The following is an 18,196-nucleotide window of genomic DNA, read 5'->3' on the forward strand; positions in this document are numbered from 1 at the left end:
CCGTTTATCACTCACGCATTTTCAGTACTCGTTAAGAAGATCATCCAGCTCTGTCAGCTCGTCAGCACTGAGTTCTTCATCAGACTCATGACCACTGTCGACCTCACTTGAGCGCCGAGACCATGAAGGAGACTCGATATCTTGACGTATTGCATCAAGAATCGCATTCACAAAACCTGCGGATTCTTCCGTTGAAATCGACTTAACAATCGAAATCGCTTCATCGATCGCAATAACGGGAGGAACCTCTTCAGAGTTAGACAGCATTTCCCAAACCGCGACCCGCAGGACTGCACGATCAACTGCAGGAATACGATCAAGGCCCGTACGAGCATGAGTATCAATCAAACGATCAATCCGATAGAGCTCGTCAGCAACGCCTTCGATCATACGAATCGAATAATCCGGCAGTGGTGTCAGTGCTGCTGTAATGACCTTGCGTTCACGAAGGAGATCACGCAAGACACTAGCATTACGACCCATGCCGCGCTGGTCTGCCTCGTAGACGACATCAGCGGCACGCTTACGTGCCTTGGTACGAGAAGTGAACTGATGATGTTTGTGAGACATTATCAGTCAGTCACACGTCCGGAGTAGGAACCATCGCGGATGTCAACCTTCACGCGGGTGCCCTCTTCCATGAACAGCGGAACCTGGATCTCGTAACCAGTTTCGAGCGTGGCAGGCTTCGTACCAGCCGAAGAACGGTCACCCTGCAAACCGGGTTCGGTGTGTGCAATCGTCAAAATCACCGTGGCAGGAAGTTCAATGAAGAGGACCTGACCATCGTGCTGAGAAACAATCACATCCTGATTCTCAACCATGAAATGAGCAGCGTCGCCAACAACTTCTGCGGGGACATTGATCTGCTCGTAGGTAGAGGAATCCATGAAGACGTAGTCGGTACCATCTTGGTAGAGGTAGGTCATATCACGACGGTCAACCGTCGCGGTCTCGATCTTCATGCCCGCATTGAAAGTGCGGTCAACGATCTTGCCAGACAGGACATTCTTGATCTTAGTGCGAACGAAAGCGGGGCCCTTACCCGGCTTAACGTGCTGGAACTCAACAACCTGCCAGAGCTGGCCGTCGATCACCATGACGGTGCCGTTCTTCAGATCATTTGTCGTTGCCACTATAAAATCCTCCCAAATCGGGTGAGCTTAAACCGTGGCTATCTTACACGCCGTAATGATGGTATCCGCTACCTCACGCGCCGTATTTTCGCCAGTATCACATGAAAAAGTGGCCAGATCTTGATAAGTGCGATCCAATTGCCGACTCATCGCAGCAAATAACGCTCTTGGCATCCCCAATCCAACAGAACGCGGAGCATTGAGTCCCACGCGACGCGCAGCCTCATCGATGGAAGTCTTTAAAAGGACAACTGACGTCCCTTCATCAACCAGCTGCGAAAGCTTCGAAAGAATCCGAGAACTATTAACCTGCGAGGGGGACAATACAGCAACATCGCAGTCACTGGACAAAAGCTGGAATCCAACGTTCTCTAGCGCCTCTTGCAAAGGAAAATGCTCATCCAAAACTAATTCATCAAACGATCGCGAATATGAGGAAGCAAGAAGTTCTTGATCTTCTTGCACTCTTAAGCCACATCTCTTTGCAATTTCCCGTGCAACGCAAGTTTTTCCGCTTCCAGAAGTCCCAACAAGAACCAAAGTAGGATGCTCACGCGCATTCACTGTCGCATTCCCATCGACACAGCGCAATCAATAACTTCCTGTGGGCTAACCTTCACCGTAACAGGATGGTTCACTCCATCTAGAAGAACGAAGCGCAAAACTCCGGCACGCACCTTCTTATCCGAAAGCATCACCTCAAGCAATGCATCGATCGACGCCCCTCCATAGAAGGTTGGAAGACCAAGGGCAGAGAAATCCTCAACATGACGCTGAACCTCGGCTTCACTCAGCATCCCTCGACGCCATGCAAGATGGGCTGCAAACACACAACCGATAGCCACTGCCTCACCGTGGCGATAGTGGAAGTTCTCAATCTTTTCGATCGCATGCGCCAGCGTATGCCCATAGTTTAAGAATTCACGGGGACCGCTCTCATGAAGATCAGCACCTACTACTCGAGCTTTAACGGCAATGGATCGTTCTATGAGTTCAGTGATCTCCTCAGAACGCGGATCAAAAACCGCCTCGGGATTACTTTCGACGATCGAGAGAATCTCGGGATCTGAAATAAAACCGCATTTAACAACCTCTCCAAGCCCCGCGCGATAGTCATCATGGTTCAAAGTTTCAAGGCGATCGAGATCGACAACAACGCGTCGCGGAGAATGGAAGGCGCCAACCAGGTTCTTACCCACGGGGGTATTGATACCGGTCTTGCCTCCAACCGAGGCATCAACCATCCCAAGCAAGGTGGTGGGCACTGCAATGAAATCAATGCCACGCAGCCACGAAGCGGCAAGGAACCCCCCAACATCTGTTGTAGCTCCCCCACCAATGGCAATCACTGCATCTGCGCGGCCGAGTCTCAATCTTCCGGCGTAATCCCACAGGGAAGTCATAACCTCAATGGTTTTCGCTTCTTCCCCATCTGGAAGAATCTGTGTAGAAACCTCGTAACCTAAGCCTTCAAGCTGAGAGGCACATTCACGAGCGTAGTTACTCACGTGTGGTGCACACACAATGAGAAGCTTTGTCGTAGTCTCGCGTAAGACCTGCTGAAGGACCTCCTTCGAAAGATCCCTTCCGATAACGACGTCGTAGGGAATATCAACGTTGACTGGAATCGTCATGCCCATCGTCTTCACCAACCTCTCGAAGAATTTGCTCAACAACATGAATAACAGGTTCAGAACTGGTTTGAACCTCTAGCGAGGCAACCTCCGAAAAATATTCCTTACGTGCTTCCCACAGCTCCTCGAGACGCGCTTGTGCATCTCCCGCGAGCAGAGGGCGATCCGAACCCTGCGATCGGCGAAGTAATTCAGGGAGCTCTGCCTTGATATAGACCACAAAGCGGTCGCGCAGGCGTTCACGGGTCACTTTTCGAGTGAGCGCTCCCCCACCTAAGGAGAGAACCCCCGGATATGCCAGAGCTTGCTGAATAACTTCTTCTTCGAGCTGTCGGAAGTAATCCTCACCATCGGTTGAGAAGATCTCCGAAATTTTACGGCCGGTAGATTCCTCGATCATGGCATCTGAATCACGATGTTCAAGCCCCAGAGCCACGGCAAGTTCCCGTCCTACTCTGCTCTTTCCGCTAGCAGGCATGCCGACAAGAACGATCTGCTTTCTGGTCACTGCACATTCCCCAGGCGTTCATCAATACGAGAGAGATAGGCAGAGAGATTACGCGCGCACTCTGAAAGGGAGTACCCTCCGGCATGGTCAGCTATCGCGCGCGCAAGAACCAAGGCGACCTCGGCCTCGGCAATAACAGCGCCGGGAACTACCTGGCAGGTATCAGAGCGCTGGTGGAGTGCTCGAGCTTCCTCTCCATTGGCCAGATCAATCGTTTTCAACGCATGAGGAACCGTTGAGATTGGCTTGAAAGCAGCACGAACGACGATCGGCTGGCCATTGGATGTCCCGCCTTCGATACCACCGGCATGGTTGGAGCTACGTTGAACGCATCCGTGGACACGCTCAATCTCGTCATGCGCCTGTGAACCGCGAAGGCGCGACTGCGCAAAGCCATCACCGATTTCGACGCCCTTCACAGACTGGATCGACATCAATGCTGCGGCTAATTGAGTGTCAAGCCGGCGATCCGCCTGGACATGCGTACCAATACCGATCGGAACGCCCCATGCAACAACCTCAACAACACCGCCAACGGTATCTCCCAAGGAGCGTGTTTCCTCAACGCATTCGAGGAATCGCGCCTCATCCTGAGCATCTAGGCAGCGCATAGGCGAAGCGTTCAGTGCGGCCTCGTCTTCAGGGAGTGGAAGGGAGCGCGACTGTCCCTGAACAGGGCCAACGGCTACCACGTGGGAAACTAGCTGAATTCCAGCGAGTTGACGAAGATAGGCCTCGGCGCAGGCACCAAGGGCAACCCGAGCTGCAGTTTCTCGCGCACTTGCCCGCTCAAGTACAGGACGAATTTCTGCGAGGTCGTAGGAAAGAACCCCGGGCAGATCTGCATGACCCGGGCGTGGCTTCGTCAGGGGCTTATTACGCGCAACCTCACGTTCGTCCCCCTTGCCAGCGTCGATCAATAGATCTTCACGCGTGACAGGGTCAGCGGACATGACCTTTTCCCACTTAGGCCACTCGCTATTCGCAATCTCAATGACAATAGGAGCACCGGTGGTCCTACCATGACGTACTCCGCCGAGGATCCGGACCTCGTCGGCCTCAAACTTTTGGCGGGCACCGCGACCGGCTCCTAAGCGCCGACGCGCAAGGGCATCGCGAATAGTCTGGGTCGTAAGCTCGATACCCGAAGGAAGGCCCTCAAGGGTAGCAACCAACGCAGGACCGTGTGATTCACCAGCAGTAAGCCATCTGAGCATATTTGTAGTCTCTCATAACCAGCGCGAGCGCTTCGAAAGCAACCACATTATGAGGTTGGGGTGGTTGCCAAAATATCAATGATGATGCACAAGGTATCGTCGCCGGTCGCCTGATCAGGAGGCAAAGTAATCGCGAGCCGAGAACCAACTTTCTGATCAATAAGAAGTGGGCGAAGACCAGGCATGAGCTCACTGAGTCGAACCCGCTCTGGCACGCCAGTACGCCATGTCGATTGCCGCTCGATTCCATCAGTCCACCCACTGACAAAGTACTGAACGACAATGTCGTCATCGGAACGTACCTGAGCACCGGCCCCCGTAAGAAGCGGCTGCGTTGTCGGGCCCGTGGGAAGTTGGTCCCCGTGTTTAATGACGGGGCCCTCATCCCGCATTGTCACTTCAAGTGGTCCAGAGCCGCTAGCTTGGGCAGATGCCTGCCCCGAGGCCAAAGTGGGGAGAATATCAATGACGACAATTTCGCCTTTGGTTGTGCGGGCAGTCGGCGTGGGAGATGCTGTGCTATCGGAGACCGAGGGAAGTGGACGTGCAACGAGCAGGCGACTTCCTTCGGCTCGCCCATTGACTTCGTGTGCCATATCAGCACCGAGGGAGTCATCGTCGGCACGTCCGACGATGAGACGCGGGCGTCCGTTAGGCGACAGAATCTCACCCGTGGTTGAGTCAAATACTGTTACTGAGAGTAGGACCGGTGTTCCTGCTGTAATAGCGCGGCCCTCTCCCTGCGACAAAATCTGGTGTTTTGTACTGACAATTTGAAGGGGCCGGCTCAGTTTAAGTGTCGGCGTTGCACCGACACGTCCAGAAACCTCGACTGCGCTCAATACCGAACGAGGCGACTGCCCCTCCGAGGATTCCTCTGAAGAAGGGCGCAGAAACCAGATACATCCAAGAATAAGCGCGCAGATCAGGATCAATACAGAAAAGGCAATAAGAATCCGACGGCCTGTGCGGCGCAAAGGTTTTCTTGCCTGCCCCGTTTCTTCTCCGTGTTCCTGAGCGACTGGATGGAGCCGCGAAGAAAGGTGTTTTCCACTCATGCAGGGAAAACCTCGTGTGGTGAACCAAGGCCAGTGATAAATTCATCGACCGCCAAAGACGATGTCGCAAATGGATCATTCATCAGAACATAGCGATTCGGATCATCAATCCGTGACGCACGAACCCAATCGAGAGCAAGTTCAACGCCAGCTTCCTCAGCAGCATTGATCACCTTCGAGCGAAGGTGGGCGCGCGTTGTCTGAGGAGCGCTCACGCATGCATTGCTGACCTGTTCATCCGTGGTCATGCGGCGCATTGCTCCTGCACGTTCCAAGCCCTGTCGCAAACCTTGAGGACCGATGTCATGGTACGAGAGCAAAAGACGTGCAACACGGGGATCATCAAGCGTAGTTTGCTTCCGTTTGAGGTACTCGCGGATCAAACGGTACTTAATTGCGAAATCGAGTTCATGATCAATCCCCGACCAGTCTTGGCTGCGGAGCGCATGAATCCCCCGTTGCCACAGATCGACAATCCCGCGAGTTGTAGGTTCTAGCGAGTTCGACGAGGGATCGATCTTTAACACGTCGATGACACGCTGCAGAATGCGCTCTTGGATCTCGACAGCACTTAAATCTGGCCCGCCGACCATAGCGATCTTGGTCTGTCCAGAAAGATCATGATTGATCTGACGAATTGCCATCATCGGGTCAGTAAGCTCGAGATCTTTAAGGTCCATGCCCTCCTCAACGGCATCGAGAACCAAAGCGGTCATGCCGACCTTGAGGAAAGTGGTTGCCTCACAAACATTCGTGTCTCCGCTGATTACATGTAGACGCCGATACTGACCAGCATCAGCCAGTGGCTCATCGCGGGTGTTAATAATCGGCCGTGTACGCGTTGTCGCAGAGGAGACTGCTTCCCAGATCTGTTCCGCTCGTTGGGAAAAGCAGTAATTAAGTTGGGCTCCCTGCCTACGTAGATGTCCTGCGCCGACAAGGATCAGGCGCGTGACAAAGAAGGCGACCAGTCCGTCCGCAATTTGTCGGAAATCTCGACGACGATGCAGAAGATAGTTTTCGTGGCAACCAAAACTATTGCCCTCTGAATCGACGTTATTTCGAAAAAGGTAAATTTCTTCGGGATCCGGCAGCCGGCTCAGCGAGCTACGCGCTGCATCATTGAGCTGATTCAGCAGCTCGTCACCGCAACGATGCTGTGCGAGAAGGTCAAGAAGAGTGTCGCACTCTGCAGTTGCATATTCGGGGTGCGCTCCAACATCAAGATAGAGCCGCCCTCCGTTGCGCAGATACAGGTTGGGAGCACGGCCGCCTTGTGCGAAGGGCTCAAAAAGCAGGTGCGCAGCAGCATCGGCATCGTGAGTGGAACGAGCCCCAGAGCGTGTTGCGCAGGTTAGCCCGTACTCAGTTTCGATTCCGATGACCCGTCGCTTCACCTCACTGTCCTCCCTTTTGGACGAAGCCCTGGACGAAAGACTCGGCATTCGTTTCAAGGACAGTATCAATCTGATCAAGAAGTTCGTCTAGAGAATCACTTTGGGACGAAGCCTGAGCTTGAACCTGACCCGCTGCGTCGTCCTCCTCATGACCAGCGCCACCAGCGAACAATTGTGAAAGACTCATATCTACTCCTGTTCTACACGGATTAAGGTTCCGTGTTCAAGATCGGAAAGGACCGACGGATCAACACCGGCAGCCTCAACAATAGGACGGCGAATCATCTGATCACCCTGAGCTTCACACAGAGAGGTCCACGACGCGGCGATCAGCCCTGGAAGGTTGCGTACTGCAAATCCGCGCAGGTACGCACGAGTATTTTCAGGAGCCCAGTCTGCAGCATGCTCAACTTCCTCAGGAGTGAACATCCGCTTAACACGCCCAGCTCGATCAAGTGCAGCCACCAGCGAACGATCTAGGCGCAAATCCGCCCACTGCAGATCCATCGCAGCAAGTTTAGGATCATCCCACGTTGTTGAAAGGCGCTGACGTTGACGGTCAAGAAGCTGATACTTCCCAACCCATTCAACCTCGGTGGCAACGCTAAATAGCTCCTCAGACATGCGAGTGAGGACATCATCCCAGTACTTCAGGATGAGCTCTTCGTCTGCACTCAGTTCAATACCTACGCGGGTGAATGTCTCGCAGACCAAATCGACATAAATCTTTTGAATGTCAAGGGCGCTTCGCGCACCTCCGGCAAGCCCAGCCTTGTAAGTTAGCGTCGGATCGTGGCTGATATTCCAAGTCTCTTGTACTGGATCATCCATCGCAAGAGCATCCCATTCCATCCCGAGGCCAGCCTCAATTGCTTTGAGCACTAAGCCGGTTGTTCCCAGGCGGAGATAGAGCGAGGAATCGAATTGGTTGGCGTCTCCGCCGATCACGTGAAGGCGGCGGAAGTGGGCTGGGTTCGCATGAGCTTCGTCGCGAGTATTGATAATCGGTCGATTAAAGGTAGTCTCTAAGCCAACTTCATTTTCAACAAAGTCAGCTCGCTGCGAGATCTGAAAACCAGCAAATTCACTGCGCTGACCGATTCCGACGCGTCCTGCGCCACAAATAACCGGACGGGTGACGAAGAACGGAGTGAGGCCTCGGATGAGATCGTCAAGATCAATGCGACGGCTGATCTGATAGTTCTCGTGCGTTCCGTAAGCCGCGCCCTTACCATCCGTGTTGTTCTTCACCAACACGATCTCGTCTCCGCGCTCACGAGCTGCTGACATCATTCGCCGGGCAATGACTTCGCCGGCGCGATCCCACAGTGCAGCATCGCGTGCGCTGAGCGTTTCAGGCGCAGAATACTCTGGGTGAGCGTGATCAACGTAGAGCCGCGCACCGTTTGTCAGCACAGATGACACCGCTGCAGGCAAATATCCGCTTGACTGCCGAGGCAAGGGAAGCCTTTCACTTCCACCTGAAGGAGCAAGGTGGTAGGGGTCATCGGTCAGCATCGAAGGGTCTGCAGCTGCACGAGAAAGTCTCATACCACGCAGGTCATTCAAAGGATCTTCAGCCGTATAGTCCCAGCGAACGGGCTGGCTACCCTCCGTAGGTGTACCGCTGCGCGAGAGAGCCGAGTAAGCATCAACTATCCGGCAGGATAGGTCGACAGGATCAGCTCCAGGATTCTCGGGAGTATAAATACCGAATTCAGTCTCGGTACTCATCACCATATGAGAGCTCATTGCTGGTTCTCCTTCAAGGGATGGATATCAGCGATATCTTGATCCAGACCGATCGTACGCGCCCAATCCACTGGAGCCTGTCGGGTTGCCAGTTCCATTGATTCGCGAATTTCATCGCCGAGGCCGCGCATGACGTGGTCGAGCGCCATCCCCTGCGTACCGTTCTCGATTGCATCAAGGATCGCGTATTTCTTCGCTCGCTCCACAATTCCTGCAATCATGGCACCCGAAACAATATCGGCAAGGTAGATGATACGTTCCTGACCGGAATGACTGCGCGCAGACAGCAAAGCCGAATTGTCATCACGCCGATAAAGGCTGGCAACTGCCCGATCGATCATCTCTTCATGGCTCATCTGCTGACCGCTTTGTGCAAGAGGTACAGAGCGGTCAAGATGCTTTCTGAAAATATCCTTCGCTGCACGTTCATCTGGGCGTTCAATGCGGATACGGACATCAAGCCTTCCGGGGCGAAGGACAGCTGGATCGATCATGTCAGCACGGTTTGAGGCACCAACAATCACTACGTTGTCAAGACTTTCGACACCGTCCATTTCAGCGAGCAGCTGAGGAACCACCATCGTTTCGACATCGGAAGAAATTCCTGTACCGCGTGTTCTGAAAAGAGCTTCCATCTCATCGAAAAAGATTACGACTGGGACCTTCGATGAAGCCAATGCGCGAGCCCGAGCGAAAATTGCACGGATCTGTCGTTCTGTCTCACCAACGAACTTCGTGAGAAGTTCGGGGCCTTTAATTGAGAGGAAATAACCTTCACCTGAAGAGCTAAAATCGCGCAACGATCGTGCTAGCGCTTGGGCGATCAGCGTCTTACCTGAACCTGGAGGCCCATATAGCAAAATTCCCTTTGTCGGCCGCAAACCGTATTGCCGATATAACTCGGGGTGACGTAGGGGAAGTTCAATCGCCTGTCGAATTGTCTCAATCTGAGTGTCTAGCCCACCAATGTCATCGAAAGTCACATCTGGAATTTCAGGAGTGAGAAGCTGCTCGACGTCCTGGCGAATAATACGTTCATAGGCAAAGGAGGTACGAGGGTCGACCAAGACGCTCTCCCCGGGGCGAAGAGTACCGTGGCGTAGCGGACCGGCAAGTTCAACAATGCGATGGCTTCCAGCCTCGGCAGAGACAACGGCACGATCGACTCCGATAAGTTCCGCAACCTGTGCGAGCTCACCGGTTCGCGAATACTCGCCGATCCCGACAACAATCATCTTGTCGTCAATAAGAACCTGTTGCCCCGGCGAGATTGATGTGATGTCAAGGGAAGTATCTGCCGCAAGGCGCATGAGACGACCTGACACATAGACTTCAAGAACACGCGAAGACGGCTGCGCGCGATGCAAAATCCCTAGGGTCAGCGGCGGTTGATTCACATGCTTGAGTTGTTCCCTCAGGCGGAGAAGTTCTTGACGCGCCTGAGTGAGAGCGGCGCTCAGATGGGCATTCTTCTGCTCAAGAATTGAGAGTGCAGCGTCACTGTTGGTCATCACTACGCCCTTCTACCCACGCCCGCGCTTTAGCGTCGAGGTCCCTTTTCACCTTACGGATTTTCTTCTCCGAGCTCACGCGAAGGCCGACTTTCTGCTCGCTCCACTCATCTTCACTATTCCACGCTCCTTCGAGGCCTTCAGCCGCTTTGGCTGGACGAGTTGAGCGTTCCTGAGGAGTGGTCTGCGGAGCAAGACGTCTGGCAATCATCAAGAATCCAGTATGGGCAACCATTCGATGCTCGGGTCGAACAGCCAAACCATTGACGTGCCATTCACGCGACAGTGTCTCCCAGGCGACGGGATCGGTAAAGTTCTGAGAGGAACGAAGATCTTCGATCAATCGGGACATCTGAGTGACGGTCGCAATATAACAGCACAGAACACCGCCGGGAACAAGTGCATGTGCAACCGCATCCAAGTTCTCCCAGGGAGCGAGCATATCGAGGACTACGCGATCAACACTCGATTCAGGCATGGCATTGAGTTCATCAGCCAGATCATTGACCCGAAGATCCCACGCTGGATGCGGAGCGCCGAACCACAGCTCAACGTTATCACGCGCAATCTGTGCGAATTCTTCGCGTCTTTCGACAGAAATCAATGTGCCGCGCTCCCCCACTGCGTTCAAAAGAGCCATCGATAGAGCACCCGACCCAGCACCGGCCTCGACAACTACCGCGCCAGGGAAAATATCCGCGTAGTGAACAATCGTCCCTGCATCTTTCGGGTAAACAACCGCAGCGCCCCTGGGCATTGACATGACATAGTCAACTTGAAGCGGGCGCAGAATTTGGAACTGACGACCCTCTTCAGTAGTGAGGACCTGGCCATCAGGGCGACCGATTAGATCATCGTGATCGATAAAGCCACGATTGGACTGAAAACGACCACCAGAAACCAAGATAACGGTGTGCAAGCGGCCCTTTGGGTCGCGAATTTGGACGCGCTCTCCTTCTCGGAGAGGACCACGGTGACGTTCCTGGCCAAGGCCCTGGGCTTCATGTTCATGTGTGCTCATCGCCTCTACACTACCGCGGTGTATGGAAGAACTGCCTGTTTAAACTCCGCGTGAAAAGGTGGAACTGGTTACGGTAGATGCATGAGGAATTCACTCCCAAGCCGGCCTGCACTTTCGGCAAGCCGCACCAAAGAGTACCAACGCTGCCCGCTGCAGTTTCGCCTGCATGTTGTCGACCGCGTTAAAGAACCGCCGACGCAAGCAACACTTCTTGGGACAACAGTTCACAGCACCTTAGAAAACCTCTATGCCCTCCCTAGGGAAGAACGCAATGAGACACTCGCTCAAGAGCTTTTACGTAAAGAATGGGAAAAGACTCGTGCAGCTGACCCGAGTGTCATGAATTTATTTACAGACCATGCAGACTTCGAACGCTGGCACGAGCGAATGTACTCGATGATCAGTAATTATTTTGCGATCGAAGACCCCCAAGCACTTGAGCCGCTGTCTACCGAAGCTCTTGTCGAGGCAACGACTTCGCAAGGAGTTAACCTCCTTGGTTACATTGACCGCATCGACCAAGCACCCAACGGAGCTTTGAGGGTGATCGACTACAAGACCGGAAAAGCTCCTTCCCCGCGTTTTCAAGAGGAAGCACTGTTTCAAATGCGTTTTTACGCGCTCTTGCTTTCCCTCACAAAGCGTCTGCCAAAGCGTACACAGCTGGTTTATCTTGCTTCTCAGAAGGTGCTGACATTTGATCCTGATTCCGCTGATATTTCCCGCTTCAGCGAAGAACTGAGCCGGACTTGGGAATCGATGAGAAGGGACGCACTGCAGGGCTATTTCGCTCCTCGACGCAACCCTCTATGCAACTGGTGTGGAGTGCGCGCGATGTGTCCCCTCTTTGACGGGACAACACCCGAGATCCCAACCAGTGGCCTGGAACGTTTGCTGGCAATGGGCCCGCAGCGATCAGATCAGTAAGCGCGAACGAAGTTCGGTCGCTGCCCTTCCATAATCGACTCAATAACACTTTCACTAAGGTCACTAAGCTCGCGAATATAGGGAAAATCAGCGGCGAACTCTTCAGGTGCCGCACCCTTGATCGCGACGGCTACTCCGCCGCTGGCGCAAGCGGCTTCAAGACCAACTGGAGAATCCTCGACAATCATGCAGCGACGGATATCAACTCTAAGAAGCTCAGCTGCCTTAAGGTAGCCCTCTGGTGAGGGTTTTCCTTCCGAGACATCATCACCGTAAATTGCATTCGTAAAACCGGGTGTCGCAGGTACATGCTCAAGGACCCTGGATGCCACTCGCCGTCGCGTCGCTGTAACGACCGCTGTCGGAATTGAGCGCTCATGGCACCAACCTAGGAGTTCAACAAGCCCGTCTTTCCAGGGCAATCCAGCGTCGAGGCGATCGATCACTCCCTGTTCAACACGATCGGCAACCACAGCCTCGTCAAGAGGATGACGAGCAAATGAACGCAGAATTTCCACCATCCGCGGCAAAGTAGACCCCAACATCCTTTGGCGCATCTGCGGGGTCATTTGTGTCCCCATCTCGGCGAGCACCTGTCCTTCCGCCCCTTCCCACAGGGGCTCGGTATCAACGATGGTGCCATCCATATCGAAGAGGATTGCCTCAGGCAGAGTCATACTTCCGTACGTCCTTCACACAAGATTCACGCAGCAGGCGTTGTTCCCAAGGGAGAAAGCAGACCGCTTAACAGACCAAGAGCTACAAGAATACCAATTGCGATTCGGTACCAAACAAAGGGCGCATAGGACTGAGTGGAAATAATCTTCAGGAACCACAAGATCACAACGACGCCGACCACGAAGGCAATGATTGTTGCCACGATTGTCGGGCCAACAGCAATGGTCTCACTACCGGTCAAGACCTTTGCAACCTTGTAGAGCCCTGAAGCCCACACGGCCGGCATTGCCAGAAGGAAGGAGTAGCGGGCGGCGGCTTCACGGGTGTAGCCCAAGAAACGACCCATTGTAATTGTTCCACCCGAACGAGAAACACCTGGGATGAGCGCCATTGCCTGCGCGAGGCCGTACAGAAGGGCGTCCTTCCATGTCATCGATTTCAGGTCACGCTCTTGAGGTGCATAGCGATCAACAAAGCCCAAAAGTAGGCCGAAAACAATCAGCATTGCTGAAGTAATCCACAGGTTACGCAGGCCCGTATCGATCGCATTCTGGAAAAGAAGACCCAGAATACAAATCGGAAGCGAACCGACGATGATCATCCATCCCATTCGCGCATCAGGATCACTTGAGGGCACTCGATTTTCCTTTGCGCCCAACGGCAAAGATCGGAACCATGCACTCAGGATTCGGACAATGTCCTTCCAGAAGACGATAACAACCGCAAGCTCCGTACCGATTTGCGTGATTGCGGTGAAAGCAGCACCCGGATCGGTTGAGCCCGTAAGCTCACCGACAATGCGAATATGCGCGGATGAGGAAACGGGAAGGAACTCCGTCAGACCCTGAACAAGTCCAAGAATGATTGCATCAAGCCAGTTCATATCCCCAACTCTACGGTGCTTGGCCTCACGCAAGCCAAAGATGGGCATGTGTATGCCGTCATAGCCCACGCGTTCTAGGCTTAGCTTATGGAGATTCGCCAATGTGGAACACGCGGGCTTTCTGTGTCCAGTCTGGGTTTGGGAACACTGACTTGGGGACGCGACACAGATGAAGATCAAGCCTGTGCAATGCTCAAATCCTTCGTTGAAGCTGGAGGGACTCTTGTAGAAGTGAGTCCTCTCCACGGTTCCGGGCGCGCGCTCAGCGTTCTTGCCGAGGCCTTACGCGCCGTTGGTAGACACCGAGTGACGATTGCTTTGCGTGGTGCAATGCGTTTCTCTAAAGGAGCCAATGAGCTCTCTGCTTCTCGTGGAGATATGCTCCGCTGCCTAGATACAACACTCGCGATTCTCGAAACAGATTTCGTTGACCTCTGGTTAGCAACTCCGTCCCCGACAGGAATTCCGCTCGAGGAAACTTTGTCGGCACTCGAATGGGCCTATTCCAGCGGACGCGCTCACTACCTCGGGCTCAGTCACCGCGATACCTGGGATTGCGCACTCATGTGGGCACACTCAGATCAAGTTCCTCTGGCCGCCGTCGAAGAAGAATACTCACTCCTATGCTCTTCTCCCCTGCTCGACCGTGCTCGGTACAACGGATTTGGGTTCCTCGCTCATTCACCGCTTGCGGGGGGTGTACTGACAGGAAAATATCGTCACGCGACACCACCTGATTCACGAGCCGCATCTGCCCATCTGCGTTCAAGCGTTGCGCCATACCTGGAGAGCAGTCTTCCGATTGTCGAAGCTTTATCACAGGCAGCACATGGGCTGGAATGTTCAATCACTGACGTTGCTTTAGCGTGGGTGGAAGGTACGCCGGGAGTGACGAGCGCAATTATCGGGCCACGAAACCTCGTACAACTCGAGCAGATCCTCAATGGGCGCATTGAGCTTCCCTTACCGATTCGGCAGGTATTAAGCGAAGTGAGCGCTAAATAGGAGCGGGCGTTAAATAAAGGTGTGCGGGCAGTTGGTACTGCCCGCACACCTTAAAGACAACTGAAGCGACTAGTCTTCGTCCTCGTCCTCATCAAGATCGATGAATTCATCGTCATCTTGATCGACTTCTTCATCATCTTCATCGTCGTCGTCAAAGTCTTCGTCCTCCTCATCAGAAACGATGAGGTCGAAAGGAAGCTCGACTTCGAACTGCGTGAAAAGCACGTCATCGTAGGTGAAGAAGGCATCACGGAGAGCTTCTTCGGCATCAATGAGCGCCTGTTCATCGACCTGATCGGAGGAAGCCACCTCGTAGTGATTTTCAAAAGCGGCAATCAACTGATCGAGGACAAGACGAGGTTTCGTGGTCATAGTCACACATCCTACACGATGTCTACGGCAAGTTCAGCTGGGACCTAATGACAGAAACCATCAGATCTGCGCCCTTAATCTCCGCCGTTTGGTCTGGACCTAAAATGCGCGAATTACCCTGAGAATCAAGAAGTTGAGAGGCACCATGCTCAGGCCCCAAGGGCAAGATCACCCATTCGTCACTGGGGTTGTAGGTCGCCTGCGGCTCTTTGCCAGACAGTTGTGAAGAAATATTCGAGATTACGATGCGCGCCTGTGCTCGAGCGGCATCAGCACGCTTTGATTCGCGAACATCCGTCACGTCGCCGATCGCGTAGATATTGGTTTGACCAACGACTTGAAGTGTCGGTTCCACCTTGAGAGCACCATCTGGACGAACTGCAGACTGAAGCTCGGTACCGGCGACATAACCGGTATTCGGACGAGCGCCATAGCACTGGAACCACATATCGGCTTCGATACGATGACCGTCCTTTGTCTCAACAACAAAACGACCAAGCTCACCAACATTGAATGGCGGAAGGTAGGCAAGCTCCGAGCCCTCAATGAGACGGATATTCAACTCCTTCAATTGCTCGCGAACCTGATCGCGCAGTTCATCAGCAAAGCCCTGAGTCGGAAGGAGCTCAGGTTCCTTCTCAACCAAGGTAATTTCCAGGTCCGGGAAGGCGTTGCGCAATTCCCCTGCGAATTCAATGCCAACAGTTCCGGCGCCAACCAAAAGAACGGAGCGGGCACCATGAAGGTAGGAATGCAATTGCTTGAGGCGCGCCTTTGCAACATCAGAACGCGAAGCCGAGTACTTTGCTGGGAATGGATAGGTTGAACCGGTTGCCAGAACAACGTAGTCAGCATCGATCGGGTCCTGACCGAAGATATGAACGCGAGTCCCTTCAACCTGAGAAACCGTTCCATGAACGACCCGCCCATTAGTCAGAAGATTCGAATAGGGCATGAAAATTGAATGCTGCCAAGCCTCATCAACTGCGGCACGTAGAGCCGCAGCATGGTGAACAAACTGGTCTTTTTGCTCGACCAGAATAACTTCGGCAAGAGGATCAAGTCCCTTGGCGACGGTGACACCACCATACCCGCCTCCAACAACGACGACTCGGGCCACAGTGCTCTCCTTCTCTCGTTCGTTACCACCCATTGTCCCTGAAAACCTAGAGAGCAACGAGTGCAAAAAGTGTGTTATTCCTGACCAAGGGCTCGAGCAATATTCGGTGTGAAGAAGTTTGGCCCCTTCAATACTTTGCCGTCCTCACGGAGTTTCACACTGCCATCGGGCATGAGCTTCGACAGATTAGACGCCTGAATTTCTGCAAGGACACGATTCAAATCGATTCCAGATTCCAACGCCATGCCATAGATGACGTAGACCAGATCGCCTAAAGCATCAGCTGTTTCGATGATGTCCCGCGTTCCATCATCTGCTTCCCTCGCACGTTGTGTCGCTTCTTCAACGATTGCGCGCGCTTCCTTTCCATACAAGGCCCCGAGCAACTCAGCGAACTCTTCACGGATCAAGCTCACGCGCATGTGGAGACGCTCATAGTCAAGAGTTGGCTCTTGATGATCTCGAATACGGTCGGGCATGAAGTACGTTGTATGAAACTGCTGGACAAGAGCTTGCGGGCGCGATGAATCCAAGATTTCGGGGGCGCCGGCGCTCGGTCCATCCCACGGACTTGCAGGTGTGCGCGGGTCCGTGGCAAGAATGCCTCCTACCCAGGCCTCGTATCCGGGAAGGCGCGCAACGCCTTCCTTGCGGAAACCGTTCTTCCACGCAGCCTTCCAAGATCCCCAATTTCCTACGTACGCCGCCCATTCAACGCGAGAAGCACCCATTCTCTCAAATGCTGTATCGAGAGCAAGGGACACAGCCTCTGTTGCTATCCCCTGGCCCCACTCGTCATGGCAGACAAAGTACGAGACTTCATAACGGTCAGAAAAATGAGTATTACGGATGAGCTCGAAACGCCCAAGGAAACGTCCATCATGGGCACTGCGGATCGCCCAATCCGCACTCCCCTGCTCCCACTTCGAGGGAACCTTTGCAAGATTCTCTTCAGCCATTGACAGAGTGTAGGGATAGGGAATCGAGGTTGTTTCGTGAAAGATTGGATCCTGTAATGCATCAGTAAGATCCACCGCATCGCTGGCAGACAGCGGGACTAAAACAATATTTTCACCGTGAACATCAAAGAGTTCCATCAGTGTGTTTCCTCCTGTGTTGATACATTCGAGTGGACCTGTTCCCACGCAGTTTCCAGAATTCGCCCCATCGCTTCGGTTTCGTGCATTCCCTGAACAACAAAACTCCGGTCGAAGAGATACGTCGGGATAGTGTCAATTCCCATCTGTACCGCGATCTGATAATCCGAGAAGACTTCCGACGAGGCGACGGGGTCACTCAGAGCGTCAACGACCAGCATTTCGGGGATCCGAACATCCTGCGCACAGCCAATCAGCACATCTGGGTCCGCTAGATTCAAACCGATCTCAAAACGAGCACGGAATAAGGCTTCGGCATATGCAAACTGATAGGTTCCTGCCCCGTTTGTCACTCCGGATTTTTCGTCCATTTCCCGCGCAGCCGACATTGCTTTATGTGCAAACGACGTCGGCGCAACGACCAAGGAATCAAAATCTAACGAAATCCCATCGGCACGAGCGACGTCAGCGACATGAACGAGGGCATCAGCAGCTTCCTCTTCGCTCATCCCTGGATGCGTGTGAAGCAAGAAATCTGCCTGGGACATTTCAAGGACACTGGACTGCTCAGGATCGAGCAGATACGAGTGGAAACGAACCTCAATCTGGTCGCGATGTTCGAAACGCGTGAGAGCATCACGCAGATGATGGATACCGAGGTAACACCAAGGGCACGCAAAGTCTGCCCATACGTCAACATGCATGAAGTCTCTCCTCGGGGATAAGGGCACATTCGCCTATGCACAGGTTACGTTGCGTATTGAGGAGTTACCAGTGCAAAGAAAAATCCCGGGGATCCGAAGATCCCCGGGGAGTGTGCGCGGAGGGGGACTTGAACCCCCACCCTCTAATACGAGGACTAGCACCTCAAGCTAGCGCG

Annotated in this window: 20 protein-coding genes; 2 read left to right on the forward strand and 18 right to left on the reverse strand. The window is 53.5% G+C overall.

The features are described from left to right. Positions 1-21 precede the first annotated feature (21 nt). The 12 genes from nusB to QZR18_RS07230 are packed head-to-tail and all read right to left on the reverse strand — an operon-like array spanning position 22 to position 11,234. Positions 22-570 carry a transcription antitermination factor NusB gene (gene nusB / locus QZR18_RS07175; protein WP_295910805.1) on the reverse strand — a complete coding sequence of 183 codons (549 nt, stop codon included), beginning with the start codon at positions 568-570 and terminating at the stop codon, positions 22-24. Positions 571-572: 2 nt separating this feature from the next. Continuing rightward, a complete protein-coding gene (gene efp, locus QZR18_RS07180; RefSeq protein WP_178707317.1) occupies positions 573-1,136 on the reverse strand; it encodes an elongation factor P in 564 nt (187 codons plus the stop codon). A gap of 27 nt (positions 1,137-1,163) precedes the next feature. Continuing rightward, positions 1,164-1,700: a shikimate kinase gene (locus QZR18_RS07185; RefSeq protein WP_295910806.1), complete on the reverse strand. Its 537-nt coding sequence runs from the start codon at positions 1,698-1,700 to the stop codon at positions 1,164-1,166. Continuing rightward, positions 1,697-2,770, reverse strand: a complete 1,074-nt coding sequence (gene aroB, locus QZR18_RS07190) for a 3-dehydroquinate synthase (RefSeq protein ID WP_295910808.1) — start codon at positions 2,768-2,770, stop codon at positions 1,697-1,699. The genes QZR18_RS07185 and aroB overlap by 4 nt, the downstream gene beginning before the upstream one ends. Further along, the gene (locus QZR18_RS07195) at positions 2,748-3,278 is read right to left on the reverse strand and encodes a shikimate kinase (protein WP_178707311.1); all 531 of its coding nucleotides are present in this window, start codon (positions 3,276-3,278) and stop codon (positions 2,748-2,750) included. Before QZR18_RS07195 ends, aroB begins: the two co-directional genes overlap by 23 nt. Continuing rightward, on the reverse strand, positions 3,275-4,495 hold the full coding sequence (gene aroC, locus QZR18_RS07200; RefSeq protein ID WP_178707309.1) for a chorismate synthase: 1,221 nt from the start codon (positions 4,493-4,495) through the stop codon (positions 3,275-3,277). Before aroC ends, QZR18_RS07195 begins: the two co-directional genes overlap by 4 nt. 47 nt (positions 4,496-4,542) lie before the next feature. Beyond that, positions 4,543-5,553, reverse strand: a complete 1,011-nt coding sequence (locus tag QZR18_RS07205; RefSeq protein ID WP_178707307.1) for an FKBP-type peptidyl-prolyl cis-trans isomerase — start codon at positions 5,551-5,553, stop codon at positions 4,543-4,545. Next, positions 5,550-6,950: a proteasome accessory factor PafA2 family protein gene (locus QZR18_RS07210; protein ID WP_178707306.1), complete on the reverse strand. Its 1,401-nt coding sequence runs from the start codon at positions 6,948-6,950 to the stop codon at positions 5,550-5,552. The genes QZR18_RS07205 and QZR18_RS07210 overlap by 4 nt, the downstream gene beginning before the upstream one ends. A gap of 1 nt (position 6,951) precedes the next feature. After that, positions 6,952-7,137, reverse strand: coding sequence for a ubiquitin-like protein Pup (locus QZR18_RS07215; protein WP_178707304.1), 186 nt, complete (start codon positions 7,135-7,137; stop codon positions 6,952-6,954). Between the two features lie 2 nt (positions 7,138-7,139). Further along, complete coding sequence (dop, locus tag QZR18_RS07220; RefSeq protein WP_178707302.1) at positions 7,140-8,702, reverse strand: depupylase/deamidase Dop; 1,563 nt, start codon at positions 8,700-8,702, stop codon at positions 7,140-7,142. Beyond that, positions 8,699-10,213 carry a proteasome ATPase gene (gene arc / locus QZR18_RS07225; protein WP_178707301.1) on the reverse strand — a complete coding sequence of 505 codons (1,515 nt, stop codon included), beginning with the start codon at positions 10,211-10,213 and terminating at the stop codon, positions 8,699-8,701. Before arc ends, dop begins: the two co-directional genes overlap by 4 nt. After that, positions 10,200-11,234, reverse strand: coding sequence for a tRNA (adenine-N1)-methyltransferase (locus QZR18_RS07230; protein ID WP_178707299.1), 1,035 nt, complete (start codon positions 11,232-11,234; stop codon positions 10,200-10,202). The genes arc and QZR18_RS07230 overlap by 14 nt, the downstream gene beginning before the upstream one ends. 81 nt (positions 11,235-11,315) lie before the next feature. Between QZR18_RS07230 and QZR18_RS07235 the strand changes: the two genes are divergently transcribed. Further along, the gene (locus QZR18_RS07235; protein WP_178707297.1) at positions 11,316-12,161 is read left to right on the forward strand and encodes a PD-(D/E)XK nuclease family protein; all 846 of its coding nucleotides are present in this window, start codon (positions 11,316-11,318) and stop codon (positions 12,159-12,161) included. On the opposite strand, the gene QZR18_RS07240 is transcribed toward QZR18_RS07235, so the two are convergent. Continuing rightward, positions 12,155-12,838: an HAD family phosphatase gene (locus tag QZR18_RS07240; RefSeq protein WP_178707295.1), complete on the reverse strand. Its 684-nt coding sequence runs from the start codon at positions 12,836-12,838 to the stop codon at positions 12,155-12,157. The two genes, QZR18_RS07235 and QZR18_RS07240, sit on opposite strands and share 7 nt — an antisense overlap. Before the next feature lie 26 nt (positions 12,839-12,864). Next, entirely contained in the window at positions 12,865-13,722 is an 858-nt protein-coding gene (locus QZR18_RS07245) for an undecaprenyl-diphosphate phosphatase (protein ID WP_178707293.1), read from the reverse strand. 87 nt (positions 13,723-13,809) lie between these two features. Here QZR18_RS07245 and QZR18_RS07250 point away from each other — a divergent pair, with 87 nt between their 5' ends. After that, on the forward strand, positions 13,810-14,727 hold the full coding sequence (locus QZR18_RS07250) for an aldo/keto reductase (protein WP_178707291.1): 918 nt from the start codon (positions 13,810-13,812) through the stop codon (positions 14,725-14,727). A gap of 69 nt (positions 14,728-14,796) precedes the next feature. Here the strand turns inward: QZR18_RS07250 and QZR18_RS07255 are convergent, their stop codons facing one another. The 4 genes from QZR18_RS07255 to QZR18_RS07270 form a co-directional block, all read right to left on the reverse strand. Beyond that, a complete protein-coding gene (locus QZR18_RS07255) occupies positions 14,797-15,099 on the reverse strand; it encodes a DNA primase (protein ID WP_178707289.1) in 303 nt (100 codons plus the stop codon). Positions 15,100-15,121: 22 nt separating this feature from the next. Continuing rightward, entirely contained in the window at positions 15,122-16,219 is a 1,098-nt protein-coding gene (locus QZR18_RS07260) for an FAD-dependent oxidoreductase (RefSeq protein ID WP_178707287.1), read from the reverse strand. A 74-nt stretch (positions 16,220-16,293) separates the two neighbouring features. After that, positions 16,294-17,316: a GNAT family N-acetyltransferase gene (locus QZR18_RS07265; protein ID WP_178707285.1), complete on the reverse strand. Its 1,023-nt coding sequence runs from the start codon at positions 17,314-17,316 to the stop codon at positions 16,294-16,296. Further along, a complete protein-coding gene (locus tag QZR18_RS07270; RefSeq protein ID WP_178707283.1) occupies positions 17,316-18,020 on the reverse strand; it encodes a DsbA family protein in 705 nt (234 codons plus the stop codon). The genes QZR18_RS07265 and QZR18_RS07270 overlap by 1 nt, the downstream gene beginning before the upstream one ends. Positions 18,021-18,196 lie beyond the last annotated feature (176 nt).

The sequence above is a fragment of the uncultured Actinomyces sp. genome, assembly GCA_900541895.1.
Classification (GTDB): domain Bacteria; phylum Actinomycetota; class Actinomycetes; order Actinomycetales; family Actinomycetaceae; genus Pauljensenia.